Annotated in this window: 15 protein-coding genes; 7 read left to right on the top strand and 8 right to left on the bottom strand. The window is 65.3% G+C overall.

Annotated elements, in window-relative coordinates:
- Positions 1–91 precede the first annotated feature (91 nt).
- The 4 genes from V6Z91_RS15950 to V6Z91_RS15965 are packed head-to-tail and all read right to left on the bottom strand — an operon-like array spanning position 92 to position 5,462.
- Positions 92–2,920: an ATP-binding protein gene (locus tag V6Z91_RS15950; protein WP_338758558.1), complete on the bottom strand. Its 2,829-nt coding sequence runs from the start codon at positions 2,918–2,920 to the stop codon at positions 92–94.
- A 15-nt stretch (positions 2,921–2,935) separates the two neighbouring features.
- Positions 2,936–3,832: a ribosome small subunit-dependent GTPase A gene (rsgA, locus tag V6Z91_RS15955; protein ID WP_338758560.1), complete on the bottom strand. Its 897-nt coding sequence runs from the start codon at positions 3,830–3,832 to the stop codon at positions 2,936–2,938.
- Positions 3,829–4,173, bottom strand: coding sequence for a 4a-hydroxytetrahydrobiopterin dehydratase (locus V6Z91_RS15960; RefSeq protein WP_338758562.1), 345 nt, complete (start codon positions 4,171–4,173; stop codon positions 3,829–3,831). Before V6Z91_RS15960 ends, rsgA begins: the two co-directional genes overlap by 4 nt.
- Positions 4,170–5,462 (bottom strand): M48 family metallopeptidase, encoded by a 1,293-nt coding sequence (locus V6Z91_RS15965; RefSeq protein WP_338758564.1) that lies wholly within the window; start codon positions 5,460–5,462, stop codon positions 4,170–4,172. The genes V6Z91_RS15960 and V6Z91_RS15965 overlap by 4 nt, the downstream gene beginning before the upstream one ends.
- Before the next feature lie 47 nt (positions 5,463–5,509).
- On the opposite strand from V6Z91_RS15965, the gene orn reads away from it, so the two are divergent.
- Positions 5,510–6,106, top strand: a complete 597-nt coding sequence (gene orn, locus V6Z91_RS15970; RefSeq protein ID WP_338758565.1) for an oligoribonuclease — start codon at positions 5,510–5,512, stop codon at positions 6,104–6,106.
- Between the two features lie 114 nt (positions 6,107–6,220).
- Here orn and V6Z91_RS15975 read toward each other — a convergent pair whose 3' ends face one another.
- Positions 6,221–6,913 (bottom strand): UPF0149 family protein, encoded by a 693-nt coding sequence (locus tag V6Z91_RS15975; RefSeq protein WP_338758566.1) that lies wholly within the window; start codon positions 6,911–6,913, stop codon positions 6,221–6,223.
- A 60-nt stretch (positions 6,914–6,973) separates the two neighbouring features.
- On the opposite strand from V6Z91_RS15975, the gene V6Z91_RS15980 reads away from it, so the two are divergent.
- Together V6Z91_RS15980 and V6Z91_RS15985 are read left to right on the top strand one after the other, a co-directional pair.
- Positions 6,974–7,963 carry a serine/threonine protein kinase gene (locus tag V6Z91_RS15980; protein ID WP_338758567.1) on the top strand — a complete coding sequence of 330 codons (990 nt, stop codon included), beginning with the start codon at positions 6,974–6,976 and terminating at the stop codon, positions 7,961–7,963.
- A gap of 110 nt (positions 7,964–8,073) precedes the next feature.
- Positions 8,074–10,269, top strand: coding sequence for a hypothetical protein (locus tag V6Z91_RS15985; protein WP_338758568.1), 2,196 nt, complete (start codon positions 8,074–8,076; stop codon positions 10,267–10,269).
- A 272-nt stretch (positions 10,270–10,541) separates the two neighbouring features.
- On the opposite strand, the gene V6Z91_RS15990 is transcribed toward V6Z91_RS15985, so the two are convergent.
- Both V6Z91_RS15990 and V6Z91_RS15995 read right to left on the bottom strand, forming a co-directional pair.
- Complete coding sequence (locus tag V6Z91_RS15990; RefSeq protein ID WP_338758570.1) at positions 10,542–10,919, bottom strand: hypothetical protein; 378 nt, start codon at positions 10,917–10,919, stop codon at positions 10,542–10,544.
- Positions 10,920–10,950: 31 nt separating this feature from the next.
- The gene (locus V6Z91_RS15995; protein WP_338758572.1) at positions 10,951–11,994 is read right to left on the bottom strand and encodes a DUF475 domain-containing protein; all 1,044 of its coding nucleotides are present in this window, start codon (positions 11,992–11,994) and stop codon (positions 10,951–10,953) included.
- Positions 11,995–12,126: 132 nt separating this feature from the next.
- On the opposite strand from V6Z91_RS15995, the gene V6Z91_RS16000 reads away from it, so the two are divergent.
- From V6Z91_RS16000 to V6Z91_RS16010, 3 genes are all read left to right on the top strand, one after another.
- Positions 12,127–12,549 (top strand): divergent PAP2 family protein, encoded by a 423-nt coding sequence (locus tag V6Z91_RS16000; protein ID WP_338758574.1) that lies wholly within the window; start codon positions 12,127–12,129, stop codon positions 12,547–12,549.
- Between the two features lie 266 nt (positions 12,550–12,815).
- A complete protein-coding gene (locus V6Z91_RS16005; protein WP_338758575.1) occupies positions 12,816–13,961 on the top strand; it encodes an efflux RND transporter periplasmic adaptor subunit in 1,146 nt (381 codons plus the stop codon).
- 52 nt (positions 13,962–14,013) lie between these two features.
- Positions 14,014–17,235 (top strand): efflux RND transporter permease subunit, encoded by a 3,222-nt coding sequence (locus V6Z91_RS16010; RefSeq protein ID WP_338758577.1) that lies wholly within the window; start codon positions 14,014–14,016, stop codon positions 17,233–17,235.
- A gap of 94 nt (positions 17,236–17,329) precedes the next feature.
- Here the strand turns inward: V6Z91_RS16010 and V6Z91_RS16015 are convergent, their stop codons facing one another.
- On the bottom strand, positions 17,330–17,608 hold the full coding sequence (locus V6Z91_RS16015; protein ID WP_338758579.1) for a hypothetical protein: 279 nt from the start codon (positions 17,606–17,608) through the stop codon (positions 17,330–17,332).
- 124 nt (positions 17,609–17,732) lie between these two features.
- On the opposite strand from V6Z91_RS16015, the gene V6Z91_RS16020 reads away from it, so the two are divergent.
- Complete coding sequence (locus tag V6Z91_RS16020; RefSeq protein WP_338758581.1) at positions 17,733–19,151, top strand: outer membrane protein transport protein; 1,419 nt, start codon at positions 17,733–17,735, stop codon at positions 19,149–19,151.
- Positions 19,152–19,159 lie beyond the last annotated feature (8 nt).

Here is a 19,159-nt window from a genome sequence, read left to right on the forward strand (position 1 = left end):
TGCTGCACACTGTTATTCGACTCGATTGCCGGTATCCTGCGCATCGGCGTGGACAGCTTAACAAATTCATTATAAGGGGTTTTTCAGGGGGCTAGTACATCGGCGCCCCCTCGTCCGGGTCGTGCCGCGGCGCTACCAGCGGCAGCTCCAGCGTGAACGTGGTGCCGGCGCCGCTGCTGGCCACGCTGATCTGGCCGCCCAGCAGGCTGGTGACGATGTTGTAGCTGATCGACAGTCCCAGGCCGCTGCCGCCGCGGCCCAGCTTGGTGGTGAAGAAGGGGTCGAAGATGCGCGACAGGTGCTCGGGTGCGATGCCGGCACCGTCGTCGGCGAACACAACGGTGACCTTGCCCTCCGGCCCCGCGCTTGCCGTCAGCAGCATGCGCCCGCCGCTGCGGCCTTCGAAGGCGTGCAGCAAGGCGTTGTTGATGAAGTTCGTGATTACCTGCCCGAACGGGCCGGGATAGCTGTCCAGCTCGATCCCCTCGGGCACGTCGAACCCGATGCCATGATTCGATGCGCGAATGCGGTTCATCATCGTGGCCACGATCTCGTGCGTGACCTGGTGCAGCTGGAAGCGGCGGCGCTGCTCGGTGGTGCGGTCCACCGCCACCTGCTTGAAGCTGGCCACCAGGTCGGCCGCGCTGCGCAGGCCGCGCATCACCAGCTCGGAAGCCTTGCGCGCGTCGGCGATGTAGGCGGCCAGCTCGGAGCGGCGCAGGCCCGGCCCGTTTAACGCGCTTTCCAGTTCCACCGTCTTCTGTTCCAGCGTGCTGGCGATCAGGAGGCTGTTGCCGATCGGCGTGTTCAGCTCGTGCGCCACGCCCGCCATCAGGGCGCCCAGGGCCGCCAGCTTTTCCTGCGCCGCCAGTTGCGACTGCGCTTCCTTCAACTGGGCATAGGCTTGCGCATTGTCGAGGGCGATGGCGCCATAGGCGCACAGCGTGCGGAAGATCAGCCGTTCGCGTTCGCCGTAGGCGGCATGCTGGCGCGCCTGCACGCTCATCGCGCCAAGCACGCGCTCGCCCAGCAGCAGCGGCACGAAGAGGGCGCTTGCGCAGTGCTCGCAGCCGTCGATGGCACGAGGGTGCCGCGCCAGGTCGTCCACCGCGATCTCGCGCCGTTCGCGCACGCAGCGCAGGTTCCACGACGTGGCGTCGTCCCGTGCGATCGTGAACGGTGCCAGCGGCGCCCCCGCCTCAATGCCGAACGCCAACGCCAGCGCGGCGCCATCGGCCGGCAGCACGATGGTGAACGCATAGGCCGGCAGCAGCGTGTGCACGTAGCGATTCAGTACGTCGTGGATGCTCGTGGCGTCCAGGTGCATCGTGATTTCCTGCCCGATGGCGGATAGTCGCTGCAGGATGGCGCTGGTCTGCTGCTGCAGTTCGGCGCGGCCCGCCTCGGACATCGCCAGGGCGCGGTGGTGCCGCTCCTCGGCGCGCGCCTTCTCGGTCTGGCGGTGCAGCTGCATGGCGATCGCTCGGCGCGTCACCTCCTGGCTGTGCGTCTTCACCCGCGCCGCGCTGGCCGCGCGCGACGTGGCGTAAGCCTCGCAGTAGTCGCCCACGCGCGCATATTCCTCCGCCAGGGCGTCGTACAAGTCGCCGGGCACGATATAGCCCTCGATCGTGGCGGCCACCTGCAGTGCGCGCCGCAGGTAGTGCAACGCGGGACTTTTCTCGGCCATGTCGGCGGGGCCGGGCAGGGCGTGGTGATGGTGGATCAGCGCCAGCACGCGAAGCCCGGCTACGTGGTTGTACACATTGTGATGGCCGGCGGCCAGCTCGACGGCCTGCTGGGCGAGGACGAGCGCCTCGGCGGGGCGGCCGAGGAAGCACAGCGCATGGGCGCCGCCGCGCCGCGCCACCATGCGGAAATCGGCCTGGTCCAGCGCATCGGCCCGCGCCGACAATTGCTCGAAGGCGGCCAGGGCGCCGGCATGGTCGCGCTGTGCCAGGCACAGGTCGCCCGTGTATTGCAGCGCGATCGCATACAGCCGGCTGTTCGCATACGGTTGCAGCAGGTCCAGTGCCTCGCGCAGCAGTTCGCCCGCCGCGTCCAGCCGGCCCAGGCGGCGCAACGTGTCGCCGGTATGCATCAGCGCGGCCGCCGTGCTGCGCGGCCACTGCCTGGACCGCGCCATGTCGAGGGCGCGCTGCATCCACTCCAGGGCCGCGTGATGGTCGTTCAGGTTCGAGAATTTCTCGCCGATATTGGTGGCGGCGATGATGGCCGTGCGCACCTGGCCCGTGGCCAGCGCCGCTTCATAGGTGCGCAGGTAGTGGCGCGCGGCGCCGCCGAAATCGCTGGACTGGCTGGCAGCCATGCCGAGAAAGTCGTTGACCCAGCAATCCAGCGCCGGCGTGCGCTCGCGGTCACCGTCGAAGTGCTCGCCCCAGCGCTCGCGCGCCATCTCGAGGTCGCGCAGCACGGCCCAGCGGGCGCTGGCCGCCTCGGCGATCGCGACCCGGTCGGCATTGCCGGGAACATGTGCCGCCGCTTGCGCTGCGGCGGCGCAGCGTTCCAGCTCGAGATCGCGGCACACGTGCGCGCCGCGATCGACGGCGATCCATGCGCACAGCCAGTGGGCGTCGGCGCAACCGGCATTGTCGCCGGCGGCGCGAAACGCATCGCGGGCGCTTTCGGCCATCGCCTGCGCCCGATCGAGTTCGCCCATCAGCCAGCGCACTTCCGCGCGCAGCAGCAGCAAGCGGGCGGCGATGGCGGGCCGCGTGGCGGCGTCGAGGTCGGGCAGCAGGGATTCGGCTTCGTCGGCCAGCGCCATGGCGCGGCCGGTATCGCGCTGGCGCAGGTGCCAGGCCAGTTCCGCCAGCACCGGCACGCGCGCCGCGCCGGCCAGCCCGGGCAGGGCCTGCTCCCATTGCGCAATCGCGTCGTCGCCGGTGAACAGGTCCATGGTCATCGATGCCGGTCAGTACAGCGTTTGCGACGACTCGTGCAGCAATTGCCCGTACAGCTCGTGCCGCATCTTCGCGATCCGGCCTGAGCGCACGGCATCCAGCACGGCGCATTGCGGCTCCGACAGGTGCCGGCAGTTGTAGAACTTGCAGCCGCCCAGGTAGGGCTGGAAGTCGCGGAACGCGCGTTCCAGCATGCCTTCGCTCAGGTGGTACAGGCCGAATTCCTGGAAGCCGGGTGAGTCGATCACCGTCGCGTGACCGTCCAGGTGGTACAGGCGTGTAAACGTGGTGGTGTGCTTGCCGGTATCGAGCGCCGCCGAGATTTCGCGCGTGGCGATGTCGGCATCCGGCACCAGCAGGTTGATCAGCGAGGACTTGCCCATGCCGGACTGCCCGATCAGGATCGTGGACTGGTTGGCCAGCAGCGGCGCCAGTTCGTCGACGGTTTCCTGCGGCCGGCCCTTGGCGGACACCTCGTGCACGGGATAGCCCATCGCCGTGTACACCTTCAGGCGCTCGCGTGCCTTGTCCAGGCCCTCGGTCACGTCCACCTTGTTGAGGATCAGCCGCGCGGCGATGCCCGCCGCCTCGGAGGCGACCAGGGCGCGCGACACCAGGTCGTCCGTGAAACTGGGCTCGGTGGCGACCACGATGAACAGCTGCGTCACGTTGGCCGCCAGCAGCTTCGACTTGTACTGGTCGGAGCGGTACAGCAGCGTCTTGCGCTCCTGTATCTTGTCGATCACCGCCTGGTCGGGCGACGTGAGCGTGAGGTCGACGAAGTCGCCGACGGCCACATTGGTCTTCTTGCCGCGCGTGACGCATTGGAGGCGGGTGCCTTCCGCTTCGGCCAGGTAGTGGCGGCCGTGGGCCGCGATGATGATGCCGGTGCGCTGTTCCTTCTTCATGGGCGGCCCGCCACCCGTACCAGCGCATCCGCCTTGGCGGCGCAGATGAAATCGTTCAGCGATAATCCTTTCACGGAATGGGTCTCGAAGCGCACCACGCAATTCCTGTAGCCCACCACCAGCTCGGGGTGGTGGTCTTCGCAGTGCGCGATGTAGGCAATGGCGTTGACGAACGCCATCGTCTGATAGTAGTCCTTGAAGCCGAAGGCCCGGGTCAGGCGGCCGGCGTCGATCGCCCAGCCGTCCAGCAGCGCGAGCAGGCGCGCGGCTTCGGTTGCGGCCAGCTGCTCGTTGGCGTGCGCGCATTGCAGCGTGCGCAATTCGTGTGCGCTCGTGATCATGCGTGTGCCGTGCCAGCTTGCTGGTTCAAATGCCGGCCCAGGTGGCGGATGCGAATCGATGCCGGCGGGTGCGAGTCGTAGAAGGCCGAGTGCAGCGGATCGGGCGTCAGGGTCGAGGCATTATCCTCGTACATCTTGACCAGCGCCGTGACGAGGTCGCGCGCATCGGTGTGCTGCGCGGCGAATGCGTCGGCTTCGAACTCGTGCTTGCGCGAACTGAGCGAAGCCAGCGGCCCGAACAGGAAGGTGAACACGGGCAGCGCCAGCATGAAGAGGATCAGCGCCAGCGCGTCGTTGCCCTGGCCGGGGGCGATCAGCGGCGACACGCCCAGGCCCGTGTAGAACCACACCTGGTTCTTCAGCCAGCCCAGCAGGGCAAGGAAGGCCAGCGACAGCGCGAACATGAGCCCGATGCGCTTGACGATGTGCTTGAGCTTGAAGTGCCCCAGCTCGTGTGCCAGCACGGCTTCGATTTCCTGCGGGGCCAGGCGGGCAAGCAGCGTATCGAAGAACACGATGCGCTTGGCGGCGCCGAAGCCGGAAAAATACGCATTGCCGTGCGCGCTGCGCTTGGAACCATCCATCACGAACAGGCCCTTGGAGGCGAAGCCCACGCGCTGCATCAAGCCTTCGATGCGCGCCTTGAGCGTTTCATCGGCCAGCGGCGTGAACTTGTTGAACAGCGGCGCGATCACGGTCGGGAACAGCACCATCATCAGCAGCTGGAAGCCGCTCCACACCAGCCAGGTGTAGAACCACCACAGTTCCCCGGCCCCGGCCATCAGCGTGAGCACGATCCACGCCAGCGGCAGGCCGAGCACCACGGCCAGCAGCACACCCTTCGCCATGTCGGTGAAGAACAGGCCGGGCGTCATCTTGTTGAAGCCGAAGCGCTCTTCCAGGCGGAACTGGCGGTACCAGTCGATCGGCACGTCGATCAGGCCGGAAATCGCCGCGAACGCCGCCAGCAGGCCGATCTGGTATGCCATGCCCCCGCCCGTCAGCGTGAACACCTGCGTCGACAGCCATTGCAGGCCGCCCAGCAAGGTGAAGCCCACGAGCACCGCGGCGTTGATGAACATGGTGACGATGCCGAACTTGGTGCGCGCGATCGTGTAGTCGGCCGCCTTCTGGTGCGCGGCCAGCGGAATGGTGGCGGCAAATTCGGCGGGCACGGCGCCGCGGTTGGCCAGCACGTGGCGCAACTGGCGCGAGGCAAGCCAGAAGCGGACGGCCAGCGTGAGCGTCAAAAATGCGACAAACAATAATGAAAACGCGTGTGAATACATTCGGTGCCTGTGAGAAAATGGCGGTTTAGTTTGGCCAAGAGAGAATTATGTCACAAGCGAACGATACTTCCGTCACCACGCCGGTCGCCCCCCAGCAGCAGCGCCCCAATGAAATGAACCTGGTCTGGGTCGACATGGAAATGACGGGCCTGGAACCCGATACCGACCGCATCATCGAAGTGGCGATCGTTGTTACCGACATGCACCTGAATGTGCTGGCCGAAGGCCCGGTGCTCGCGATCCATCAGTCCGACGCGACGCTGGACGCGATGGATTCCTGGAACAAGGGTACGCATGGCCGCTCGGGCTTGATCGACCGCGTGAAGGCATCGACGATCTCGGAAGAGCAGGCCGAGGCGGAACTGATCGCGTTCATGAAGCAGTGGGTGCCGGCCGGCAAATCGCCGATGTGCGGCAACACGATCGGCCAGGACCGCCGCTTCATGGTGCGCTACATGCCGAAGCTGGAGGCGTTCTTCCACTACCGCAATGTGGACGTGTCGACGCTGAAGGAACTGTGCCGCCGCTGGAAGCCGGAAGTGGTATCGGGCTTCAAGAAGGCGCAGAAGCATACGGCGCTGGCCGACATTCTCGAGTCGATCGAGGAATTGAAGTACTACCGCGAGCATTTCATCAAGCTGTGATGCGCAAGCTGTGATGCACAGCTGTGATGCGCCAGCCGTGATGCGCCAGCCGTGATGCGTCAGCCGTGATATGCGAGGCCGGGGCGGCAACGGCCCCCCGGCCTTGCGGGAAAGTTACTGTTGCTCGGCTCCGCAGCACTTCTTGTACTTCTTGCCGCTGCCACAAGGGCAATCGTCGTTGCGGCCGACCTTGGGCTCTTCGCGCTTCAGGGTGCCCACCGGCGCCTTGCGGCGCGGAATCCAGAACTTGTGGATGGCCGGCAGGTTCGCCTCGATGTCCAGCGCCAGCTTGTGCGCCTTGACGGGGTCTTCCACTTCCGGCAGTTCCTCTTCCTCGATCTCGTCGGCGCCCAGCAGGTAGATCGGACGCATCAGCTCGCCGATCTCGGAATCCCAGATCTCGTCCCACGAACCCGGGCGCAATTCCATGCCTTCCCAGAAACCCCAGCACCAGGCTTCGGCATTCATCAGCGACTTGCCCTCGTGCTCGTATTCAACGAACAGCGGCTCGAATTCCTTCGGTGCCACCTCGAAGGTGATGACCACTTCGTTATAGAAGCGCATGATCAGGTTGAAGATGCGGTCCGCTTCCTTCTCGTTCCTGTATTTCGGCACCTGCTTGCCGTCGTCGCCCCAGATGCGCGGGATCCATTCGGCCGGCATGATGGTCTCGGGGCCGATGGCGATGGCCGTCATGTAGCCATGCAAGTGATCGAGCGTCATCGCATCCTCGGGCGTGCGCTCGCCCAGCAGGAACTGGTCCAGGTCGTCGAGTTCTTTTTCGGTGAGGGGCTGATCGAGTTGCATGGGATGTGCTTTCTTCAAAAGGAATCCGACAGTATACGCGCGTCGTCTTACAATGGCGAGATGGACCATCCAACCACCCACCCATTCTCCGCGCTGGGCCCGGAGACCGTGCTCGACGCGCTGGCAGCCGTCGGCCTGTTCGGCGACGGGCGCCTGCTGGCGTTGAACAGCTATGAAAACCGCGTGTACCAGGCGGGCATCGAGGACGGCAAGCCCGTGGTCGTGAAGTTCTACCGGCCGCAGCGCTGGAGCGATGCGGCGATCCTCGAGGAGCACGCGTTCCTGGCGGAACTGCATGAACGGGAAATCCCGGTCGTGCCGCCGGTGGCGATCGATGGGCGCACGCTGCATGCGTTCGGCGCGTTCCGCTTCGCCGTGTTCGAACGGCACGGAGGGAGGGCGCCCGAGTTGTCCGACCCGAATGTACTGGAATGGACGGGGCGCTTCATCGGCCGCATCCATGCCGTGGGCGCGGCACGGCCGTTCACGGAACGGCCGGCGCTCGACATCGAAACGTTCGGCATCGAGTCGCGCGACTATCTGCTGGCCAACGGCTTCCTGCCGCCCGAGCTGGTCGACCCCTACCGCAGCGTGGCCGCCCAGGCGCTGGACGGTATCCACCGCTGCTACGAGCGGGCCGGCGATGTGCTGCTGCTGCGCCTGCATGGCGATTGTCATGGCGGCAATGTGCTGTGGACCGATGCGGGGCCGCACTTCGTCGACTTCGACGATGCCCGCATGGGCCCGGCCGTGCAGGACTTGTGGATGATGCTGTCCGGCGAGCGGCAGGAGATGGTGCGGCAGTTGTCCGACATCCTGGCCGGGTACGAGGATTTCGTGGAATTCGACCCCCGCCAGCTCCATCTGGTGGAAGCGTTGCGCACCCTGCGGCTGATGCATTACGCCGCCTGGCTTGCGCGCCGCTGGGACGACCCGGCATTCCCCGCGGCCTTCCCCTGGTTCAACACGCAGCGCTACTGGCAGGATCGCATCCTGGAATTGCGCGAGCAGGTGGCGCTGATGGACGAGCCGCCGCTGTGGCCGGTGTGACCAAACCCTGAATTGGCCGTAAAAACCGCCTCTGATCGGGGGCTGGCCGCGCGCACGCGGCCGGGATAATGACAGCTCGGAAATCCCGCAAACCCTCGAGCGAGACTGTCATGCAAGCACAACTGGCCCAATCCCTGCACATCGCCTACTCGGCCGACGAGGAAGACCACGATCTGTCCGAATTGCGGGCCGAGCCGGTTGCCGAGGAGGCGAAGCCGGACCGCGCCGAGGCGGAAATGCGGGCCATCCAGCAAGCCATCGCGCGGGTGGAAGCGGAAGCGAAGGCGGCCTGCGCTGCCGAGAGCCGCGCCCACGCCGAGGCACGCGCCCGCGCGCTGGCCGAAGACCGCGCCGCGATGGATGCGGCGGCGGCGGCCGTCGCGCTGCAGAACGCCCAGGCCGCCGAAGATGTCATCGCCGCGAACCGCGAACGGCTCGAAAGCCTGCGCGCCGCCGCCCAGGCCAGCGTCGCCAAGCTGGAAGCGGTCAAGCAGGAAACGGCCGAGCTGCGCGCCCGCGTGGAAGCCGATAACCGGATCCGCCAGGCCGCCGAACAGCGCGCCCGGGCCGAAGAGGAAAATCGCCGCCGCGCCGCCGAGCAGATGGAGGCGGAGGCGCACCTGGCCGAACAGGCTGCCCGCGCCGCCGAGGAATTGAAGAAGCAGACCGAGGAGGCACGCCTGCAGGCCGCCGAGCGCGTCGCCGCCGTGCAAGCCGCCAAGGAAGAAGTGATCGGCATTGCCAGTGCCGATGCGCGCATGGCCACGCTGGCCCGCGAACGCGAGCGCCAGGCGTTCGGCGCGCGCCAGACGGCGCAGCAGCTGGCGCAGGCCGAGGCCGAGGCGCTGGAAGCGACCCGCCAGCGCGAACGTGCCGACCAGGTGGCGCTGGAGTCGGCCTTTGCCCGTGCCGCCGCCGAGGTGCATGCGGCCGAGGAAGCCCGCGCGCTGGCCCACCTGGAACAGGAACGCGAGGCGATTGCGCTGGCCAAGGCGGAGTCGGACCGCAGCGCCGCCATGTCGCTGCACCTGCGCCTGCAGACGGAAAAGGAAATCCGCGACGCCGCCCAGCACCGCGAACGCCTGGAAGCGATGGCCGCCACGGCTGCCCAGGCGCGCCGGGATGCCGATGCCCGCATCCTCGCCGCCACCGAGGCGCGCATCAACGCCGACCGCGAGCTGCATGCCGTGGCGATGGGCCGTGTGGAAGCGGAACAGCAGGCCGAATTCGAGGCCCGCGGCAAGCTTGAAGCCGAGCGCCACGCCACCGAGCAGGCCAGGCTGCGCCAGCAGGCCGAAGAGGCCGCTGCCGACGCGGCCCGCGTCGAGGCCGAGGAACAGGCCCGCGCCGCCCGCCTGGCCGAGGAACGCAGCCGGCTGACGCTGGCTGCCGCGGAAGCGGCGCGCGCGAAGAACGATGCCGAAGCCGCCGAGGTGGCCACGCTGGCCGAGCACGCGGCGGCGCTGGAAGCCGCCAACGAACTGGCACGGCAGAAAGCGGAACAAGCCGAGCGTGTGCTGGCAGCCGAGCGCGCCCGCGCGGCCGCCGAGCAGGACGCCATTGCCGCCCTCAAGGCCCGCCTGCTGGAAGAGGAGCGCGCCGCCGCGGCGGCCGAGGCACGCGCCGCTGCCGAACGTGACCAGGCGCAAGCCCATGCGCGCAACGCGGCCGCCGAAGAGCGCCGTGCCGAAGCGGCGCGCGCCGAGGCGGCTGCGCTGGCGGCCATGGCCGAGCAGTGTGAACTGGAAGCCCAGCAGAAGGAGGAGGAGGCCCAGGCCGCCGCGGCGCAAGCCCGCCTCGGCGCCGAACTGTCCGAAGTGCACCGCGAGCGTACCCGCGCCGAGCAGGCCAAGGCCGCGGCCGTCCAGGCCCAGCTGGATGCCGAGCGCGAATTCATCGCCCGCGAACAAGCCGCGCAAGCGTTGCTCGAGCAGCATACGGCGCAGCAGCGCGCCGCCGCCGCGGCCGAGGAGGAAACGGCGCGCGCGATCGAAAGCCGCATGGCTTCCGAGTTCGCCATCGCCACGACCGCCCGCGAACGGGCCGACGCCGAACTGGCCGCGGCGGCCATGCTGCGCGAGCGGGAAATGCTGGAAGCGGCAGCAGCCGCCACGGCGCGCGACAAGGCGGCCCATCAACAGTCGCTGCTGGAAGCGGCCCGTGCCCACGCGGAAATGCAGCGCAAGGCCGCCGACACGACCGCCGCGTTGGCCGCCGCAAAGCAAGCCCTGCTGGAGCAGGAAACGGCTCGCTACGAAGCCGCCCAGCGCGCCCTGAACGCCGTGCAGCGCAAGCTGCAAGCGTAAGCGCGACCTTCCCGGAAGAATGTTTCCTCAACACCGGTGACAGGCTCCGATCCTGAAGAAATGTTCAACACCGGTGACAGGCTCCGGTCCTGAGGAAATGTTTCCAGAAGATCGGAGCCTGTCACCGGTTTCCAGGAAATGTTGCCAGGAACATGGAGCCTGTCACCGGTCTTCTGCGCGCTGTTGTGTTCAAAAAGAAACCCGGTGACAGGCACCGGGTTTTTTGCAACGCTTTCGCGAGGGCGGTGGGACGCACGGCCCCGTGAGCACGGTCAATTCTGCACGAGCACCTTCTCGATGTAGTACTCGGTCTCGCCGAAGCAGCTGGTGGGCACGCCCTTGTGCTGGGCGTAGGTCAGTGTCACGCGCTTGCCCATGGCGGCCGACAGCTGCTTCGCCACTTCCTCGTCGCGCACGCTGAAGTGGAATTTCTCGGGAATCGCGCCCGGCATAGAGGTCAGCAGCATTTCGCCCTCCCACGTCTTGCAGAACCAGCCCACCTTCGAGAACTTCTGGAGGAAGCCATTGCGCTCGCCCTCGGAGTACGAGAAGTTGAGCGTCGCCATCGCCCATACCCAGAACAGCAGGGCGGCGAGAGCGAGGATGCCGATGAGGATCAGGATGGGCGAGCGTCGGGTGCGTTGGATCATGGCGGCTTGTCGAAGTTGAAATGCTGCGATCTTACTGCATGGCCATCCGTTTGCGGTACTTCACCGAGGAGTACAGCGACACGACGATGAACGCCACCCCGGACAGCCCCGTGAACCACTCCGGCACATGGTATTTCACACTGGCAAGCATGATCACGGCCAGGATGCCGATCGCATAGTGGGCGCCGTGTTCCAGGTAGATGAATTCGTCCAGCGTGCCCTTGTGCACGAGGTACACCGTCAGCGACCGCACGTACATGGCGCCGATGGCGAGCCCGAGCATGATGATGACGACGTCGCTGGTGATGGCGAACGCGCCGATCACGCCGTCGAAGCTGAACGACGCGTCCAGCACTTCGAGGTACAGGAAGCCGCCGATGCTGCCACCCGCGACTGCCTTGCCCAGTTCGCCAGTGCCCGAGTGGTCGTGCTCGCCTTCTTCCAGCAGCCCCGACAGCCACTTCACGCCCAGGTAGATCGCAATCCCCACGATGCCGGCGTACAGCACGGCGAAGCGGTGCGTTTCCTCGACCAGTTCCACGCACACCAGCACCGCCAGCAACGCGATCAATGCCGACAGGCTGGTGGTGCCGATGGCGCTGGCCTTCCGCTCGAACCAGTGCAGCCAGTGCACCTCCTTTTCCTCGTCGAAGATGAAGTTGAGAAACACCAACAGCAAGAACGCGCCGCCGAACGCCGCCACCTCGGCATGCACGCTCATCAGGTGCCGCGAGTATTCATTCGGGTTCGTGGTGGCCATTGTCCATACCTGGAGCAGGTCGAGCCCCGTCGCAACGGCCACGATCGCCAGCGGAAACACGAGCCGCATGCCGAACACGGCAATCAGGATGCCGACGGTAAGGAACAGCTTCTGCCAGAACGGATTCCAGTCCTTCAGCACGGAAGCGTTGACCACCGCGTTATCGAAGGACAGCGATACTTCCATGATGCCCAGCACCCCGGTAATCCAGAGCGCGGTGAACAGTCCGGCAATGCCGCGCTGGCTGTAGCCCCACCAGCCCGCCAATACCATCAAGACCACGGTGACAATAATTGAAATCCTGAAATGCTTCATGCCCCATCCTTCATCAAATATTGTTATTGGTACAAAAACATGCGGTCGGGCGATTTTACTTGAGCTGCCTTTTTCGCGGAGCCGGCTTCTGCGATAATGAAGAATTGCCAAAAAGGAATTCGAAAGTTACTCATGGATATTGCCTATCTCGTTACGCCATTGCTCACCTGGATCACCGTCGGCCCGATCAAATTCCTGATCAATAGTATTCGTGCCCGCAAATGGGCATTCAACCTGGTGGGCAACGGCGGCTTCCCCAGCAACCACAGCGCGGTCGTATCCAGCATGGCCACGCTGATCGCACTGCGCGAGGGCATCGGCCACCCGGCCTTCGGGGTGGCGGTGGCGCTGTGCTTCATCGTCGTGATCGACGCCAACAGCCTGCGCCAGCACGTGGGGCGCCAGGCCGCCGCGATCAACCGCCTGGCCGAGGGGCGGCCGGAACACAAATGGCTGCGCGAACGGATGGGCCACACCGTCGTGGAAATCTGCGGCGGCCTGGCCACCGGCATCGGTATCGGACACCTCGTGTACGCCATCTTCGGACAGGGCTGATGCCCGGCGGCGGACGGCGCCGGACGTCCGCCCGATACATGCCAAGCTTTCACATCGAGACAGGGTCCTTGGCATCGTTTGCAGCCTGTCCACGCTTTTCAGCAGTCCAGCCACATTTTCCCGCAGTCTGGCACCGCCCGAATTGACACTGTCCGACGCACTGGACATACTCGGCGCTCTCGGTCGTACAAAAAAAATAACGAACTGAATAATTAGAAAACGCAGTACTTCACCAGCTCAGCAGTCCAAAACTCTCGGAGATCTCCATGTTGCGAAATACCTTGATCGCTCTCGCCGTCGCCACGAGCCTCGTCGCCTGCGGAAAACCACCCGGCGCGGCCGAAGAGGCCGCCAAAGGCGGGGACAAGAAAACAACCCGGTTGCTAATCGCACCGGAAGATCTCCTGACGGTACACAGCAATGCGCTTGCTTCCGGCCCCGTGATCACCGGTTCGATCCAGCCGGAACGCCGCGCCGACCTGCGCGCCGAGGTTTCCGCCATCGTGCTGCAGGTGCTGAAGGAAAACGGCGACGCGGTGAAGAAGGGCGACCTGCTGGTGCGCCTGGACGACACGTCGATCCGCGACAGCCTGTCCTCGAGCGAAGAGTCGGTGCGCAACGCGAAGCAGGTCGTCGACCAGGCCCAGCGCATGTTCGAGCGCAACAAGACGCTTCGCGCCTCCGGCATGACGTCGATGCAGGCGCTGGAAGATGCCGAGGTGCGGCTGAATACGGCGCAAAGCGAGCTGGCGGCCGCCAAGGCGCGCGCCGTGAGCGCGCGGCAGCAGCTCGACCGTACCCAGGTGCGGGCACCCTTCGACGGCATCGTCAGCGACCGCAAGGTGTCGAACGGCGATACGGCCCAGATTGGCAAGGAATTGATCAAGGTGATCGATCCGAACAGCATGCGCTTCGAGGGGCTCGTGTCGGCGGACAAGATCGGCGTCGTCAAGGTGGGCCAGCCGGTGCTGTTCCGCGTGAACGGCTACCCCGGCCAGAACTTCCAGGGCAAGGTCAGGCGCGTGGACCCCGCCGCCAACCCGGTCACGCGGCAGGTCGAGGTGCTTGTCGACTTCGCCGACGCGCACCAGCCCCGCGTGGCGGGCCTGTATGCGGAAGGCCGCGTGGAATCGGAAAGCAGCGATGCGCTCATGCTGCCGGAATCGGCCATGGTGCAGGCCGGCGACAGCCGCTATGCCTGGCGCGTGAAGGACAACAAGCTGGCCAAGGTGGACTTGGCGGTCGGCACGCGCGACGAACGTACGGGCATGTGGCAGGTCACGCGCGGCCTCTCGGCCGGCGACCGCGTGCTGCGCGCCCCCGGCTCGACCGTGCAGGACGGCCAGCCGGTCCAGCTCGTTACGCCGAAGAACGTCGCGTCGGCCAATGAGGCCGCCAACAAAGGCAATTAAGCGCCAGTAAGTGCAAGTAAGCGAAATCAAGCAGGCAACCAAGGGCTGAGCCATGTTCCTTTCCAATTTCAGTATCAAGCGGCCGGTCGCCACGATCGTGCTGATACTCGCGCTGATGTGCCTGGGCCTGATGGCCCTGTCCAAGCTGCGGGTGAACCAGAACCCGGACGTCGAGGTTCCCTTCATCGTGGTGTCGATCCCTTATCCGGGCGCCTCGCCGGAAACGGTCGAGCGTGAAGTGCTCAACCGCATCGAGAAATCCTTGCAGAGCATTACCGGCGTCACGGAGATCAACGGCACGGCCAGCGAAGGGTCGGCGACGATCTTCATGAAGTTCACGTTCGAACGCAACCTCATCGAAGCTTCCGACGACATCCGCAACGCGATCGCATCGGTCAAATACAAGCTGCCGCAGGAAATGCGCGATCCCGTGCTGCAGCGCATCGATCCCTCCGCGCAGCCGATCATGCAGCTTTCGCTCAGCTCGAAAACGCAGAGCCATGCCGAGATCTCGCGGCTGGCCGAGGACGTGCTGGCGGAAAAATTCCGCGGCCTCGACGGAGTGGCCACGGTCAATGTGGACGGCGCACTGCGCCGCGAGCTGTCGGTGCTGCTGAAAGCCGAGAAACTGCGTGAATACAATGTCTCGGTCAGCGACGTCACCGCCGCGCTGAGCAAGCAGAACATGAATGCTCCCGTCGGCAAGCTGCGCGGCGCGCTCGACGAGAAGAGCATCCGCCTGGTCGGCCGCATCGAACGGCCGGAAGACTTCCAGCAGGTCGTCGTCAAGCGCAATGGCGACGAGCTGGTCCGCCTGGGCCAGGTCGCCACGATCCAGGATGCCTTCTCCGAAGTGAACAACCTGTCGATGCGCTCGAACCAGCCGAACGTCGGTATCTCCATCATCCGTTCGCGCGACGCCTCGACGGTAGCGGTATCGAAACTGATCCATGCGCTCGTCAAGGAAATCGAGCCGACGCTGCCGAAGGGCACGACGCTGGAAATCACGAACGATGGCGGCGAAGATGCGCAGAGCAGCCTGAACAACGTGATCGAGGCGCTGGTGCTGGGCGCGGGCCTGACGATCTTCGTGGTGTATGCGTTCCTGAATTCGTGGCGCTCGACGTTGATCACGGCGCTGTCGCTGCCCACTTCCGTGATCGCCGCCTTTATCGGCGTATGGCTGTGCGGGTTCACGCTGAATTTCATGACGCTGCTCGGCCTGTCGCTGGCGATCGGCGTGCTGATCGACGATGCGATCGTGGTGCGGGAAAACATCGTGCGCCACATGCAGATGGGCGCCGACCGCCGCACCGCCGCGATCAACGGCACCAACGAGATCGGCATGGCGGTGGCCGCGACCACCTTCTCGATCATGGCCGTGTTCATCCCTGTCGCGTTCATGCCCGGCATCACGGGCGAATGGTTCCGGCCATTCGCGCTGACGGTGACGGCATCGGTGGCCGTGTCGCTGCTGATCTCGTTCACGCTGGACCCGATGCTGTCGGCTTACTGGGGCGACCCGCCGGGCCACCACGACGCGCCGCGCAAGGGCTTTGAGAAAGTGCTGCAGCGCTTCAACCACTGGTTCGACCACCAGGCCGACCGCTACGGCAACGTTATCGCATGGGCGCTGCACCACCGCCGCTCGATGGCCGTGATCGCCATCGCCAGCTTCGTGGGCGCGATCGCGTTGCAGGCCAAGTTCGGTGGTGCGTCGTTCGTGCCGACCTCCGACTTCGGCACCATCGCGATCGACATCCGCACGCCATCGTCGAGCAGCCTGGAGTACTCCAAGATGAAGGTCATGAAGGCGGCCGAGCTGGCCCACTCCATCAAGGAAACGGAAAACACGAGCAGCTACGTGAACCTGACGGGCGGCCGCGTGTACGTGGATATCGGCAAGAAAAAGGACCGCACGCGTTCGGCAACCGAGGTGGCCGAAGAGCTGCGCACCAAGCTTGGCCAGCTGGTGGGCGCCGAATACACGGTAATGGACGACCTGAACAACGGCGGCCGCAAGCCCGTGCAAATCGAGTTCATGGGCGAGGACTCGCGCAAGTTGATGGAAATCACCAGCCGGTTCATGGACGAGCTGCGCAAGGTGCCTGGCGCGGTCGACGTCAGCCTGTCCGAGCAGGATCCCAAGGATGAGTTGCAGATCGAACTGAACCGTGGCCTGGCCAACTCGATGGGTATCGGGGCTGGCGACGCCGCCATGTCGCTGCGCGTGGCCTTCGCCGGCATCGAGGTGGGCGACTGGGTCGACCCGACGGGCGAGACGCGTGACGTGGCCGTGCGCCTGGCGCCGGAAGACCGTACCAATTCCGAAAACATCGAACGCCTGCCGATCGCCGTATCGGGCACGAACCAGATGGTGCCGCTGGACCAGATCGCCACGGTCACGATGGGCAAGGGCCCGGCCAAAATCCAGCACAAGGATGGCAAGCGGGTGATTTCCGTGTCGGCCAACGTGCAGGGGCGCTCGCCGGGCGAGGTAACGGCCGATGCAATGAACCTGGCCAAGTCGATGGACTTCCCGCCGGGCTATGGCCTGGCCGTGGCCGGCTCAGGCAAGGACATGCAGGAGGTGTTCACCGAGATGGGCATCGCCCTGGTTGCCGGTATCGGCCTCATGTACCTGATCCTGGTAATGCAGTTCGGCTCGTTCACGGCGCCGGTGGCGGTGATGCTGTCGCTGCCGCTGTCGCTGATCGGCGTGGTGGTGGCGCTGCTGCTCACGAACGGCACGATCAACCTGATGAGCCTGATCGGCGTGATCATGCTGATGGGCCTGGTGGCGAAGAATGCAATCCTGCTGCTGGACGCGGCGCGCAAGCGCGAAGAGGAGGGCTATGGCCGCGAGGACGCGCTGATGTATGCCGGCCGCATGCGCCTGCGACCGATCCTGATGACGACGTTCGCACTGATCGCCGGCATGCTGCCGGTTGCCATCGGCCACGGCGAAGGCGGCGAGTTCTACCGCCCGCTCGCGGTGGCGATCATCGGCGGCACGATCACCTCGACCGTGCTGACGCTGCTGATGGTGCCCACGTTCTACGACAGCATCGAGATCGCCCGCGACCGCATGTTCGCCAAGTTCGACCGCCGCGCGCAGCGCTGGAACGTGGGCGTGGCCGGCGTGCTGACCTTCATCGAAGCGATCTTCACGCTGACCTTCGTTCGCCTCGTCTACCGCCTCGTCATGAAGGGCGTGCACAAAATCACCGGGCGGGGCACGAAGACCCCGCCCCCGATGGCCGAAGCCGCCTGATCGTCGCTGTCTTTCTCCGTTGGGGCCGCCGTGTGCGGCCCCTTTTTTGTGTCGCCGAAAAATTGTTTGCCGAAACCGGGGTCTGACCCCGGTTTCAGGAAATATGTTGCAAGTTGGAAGTGTTGTAAAAAATCGGGATAGTCGCCGCGCCGTACCGTGCGAGGCGAAAGTGTTGTAAAAATTCGGGGACAGTCCCCGTGCGGTTGTAAAAATTCGGGGACAGTCCCCGTGCGGTTGTTGGGTTGTTTTCGTTGTTTTGAGACCAGTTCAGCGGCAGTTGGATTGCCGTTGGGCGAAAAAAATTGAGACCAAAATGACCACGCTGTCTAGCGGATTCATCAAGCAAATTGTGACATTCGGTGTTTTGATACATGTTGCACTGCGGAAAACGAACGTTCGTATCAAAATTTCCGATGGTGTAGTATCCTCGCCCCCGCAGCCCCAGCTGTTATAGGGGAGCAATTATCTAAATGGTAAGAATAGATAGCGAGACTACCTTGGACAAAAAATATCTGACCCTGATCATTACGGCCGCGCTGGCGGCCGTTTCCGCGACGGCCGGCGCATCCGGCTACCGCTTCGGCTCGCAGAGCGTATCGTCGCAAGGCACGGCCGAGGCCAACGGTGCCGAGGCGGCCGACGCTTCCACCATCTTCGCCAACCCGGCGGGCCTGTCGCGCCTGGAAGGCCGGCAGATCATGGGCGGCGTGACCGGTCTGGTGCCGCATTCGACCTATGCGGACAGCGGCTCGACCCGCTTCACCGGCACGAGCACGGGTGGCCAGAAGCTGCAGGACGAATACGCGCCGAAAGCCGTGGCGGCCCCTTCGCTGTACTACAGCCACAAGATCAACGACCAGTTGACCGCCGGCTTCGGCATGTTCGTGCCGTACGGCGCCAACCTGTCGTACGACTGGGATTGGGCCGGCCGCTATGCGCTGACCGACATGAAGCTGACCGCCATCTCGCTGAACCCGTCGGTGGCCTGGAAGATCAACGAGCGTCATTCCATCGGCTTCGGTCTCACGGCCGAATTCATGAAGGCCACCCTGGGCCAGATGGTGGACGTGCCGGGCTCGGTGGCTGCCGCGCGGGGCAACCCCGCCACGGCCGCCCAGCTGCTCGGTGCGATCGTCGCCGCCGGCGGCAATCCTGCCGCCCTGGCCGCGATTCGCGATGCACGCGCCGAGGTCGAGGGCAAGGACTGGGGCTACGGCTTCAACGTGGGCTACCTGTACCAGCCGGCGCCGGGCACCCGCTTCGGCATCGCCTACCGCTCGCATATCGACCACAAGCTGGGCGGCGGCGCGGACTGGGACTTTTCCAGCGTGACGACGGACCGCGTGATCAACGCCATCATCGAGAATCGCTCGCACCACGAGGACTCGGCCGCGCGCGTCAAGCTGCGCACGCCGGAAACCGTGTCCGTGAACGGCTATCATGAATTCGACGCCCGCCTGGCCGGCATGTTCGACGTGACCTGGACGCGCAATTCGCGCATGCAGAACATCAACATCGAATTCCTGGGCACCGACAACGGCGACCTGGTGATCCGCCAGCAGTGGAAGAACACCGTGCGCGTGGCGCTCGGCGCGAACTACAAGCTGAACGACAAAGTGATGCTGCGCGCCGGTATCGCCCACGACGAGGCGCCGGTGCGCAGCGACGCGCTGCGCCATGCCGCGCTGCCCGATTCGGACCGCAATCAGCTGTCGTTCGGCTTCAACTGGAAGCTCACGCCGAAGTCCTCGCTCGACGTGGCTTACTCCTACCTGGACTTCAAGAAAGCCAACGGCGCGTACAAGAACGACTGCCGCCCTGGCGTGCTGGAGTGCACTGGTAACGGCGAAACCACCCGCGGCACCTGGCAGACGCACATGAACCTGCTGGGCGTGGCCTACAACTACCAGTTCTGACGCGAACC

It is taken from the genome of Massilia sp. METH4 (assembly GCF_037094685.1).
Lineage (GTDB): Bacteria > Pseudomonadota > Gammaproteobacteria > Burkholderiales > Burkholderiaceae_D > Rugamonas.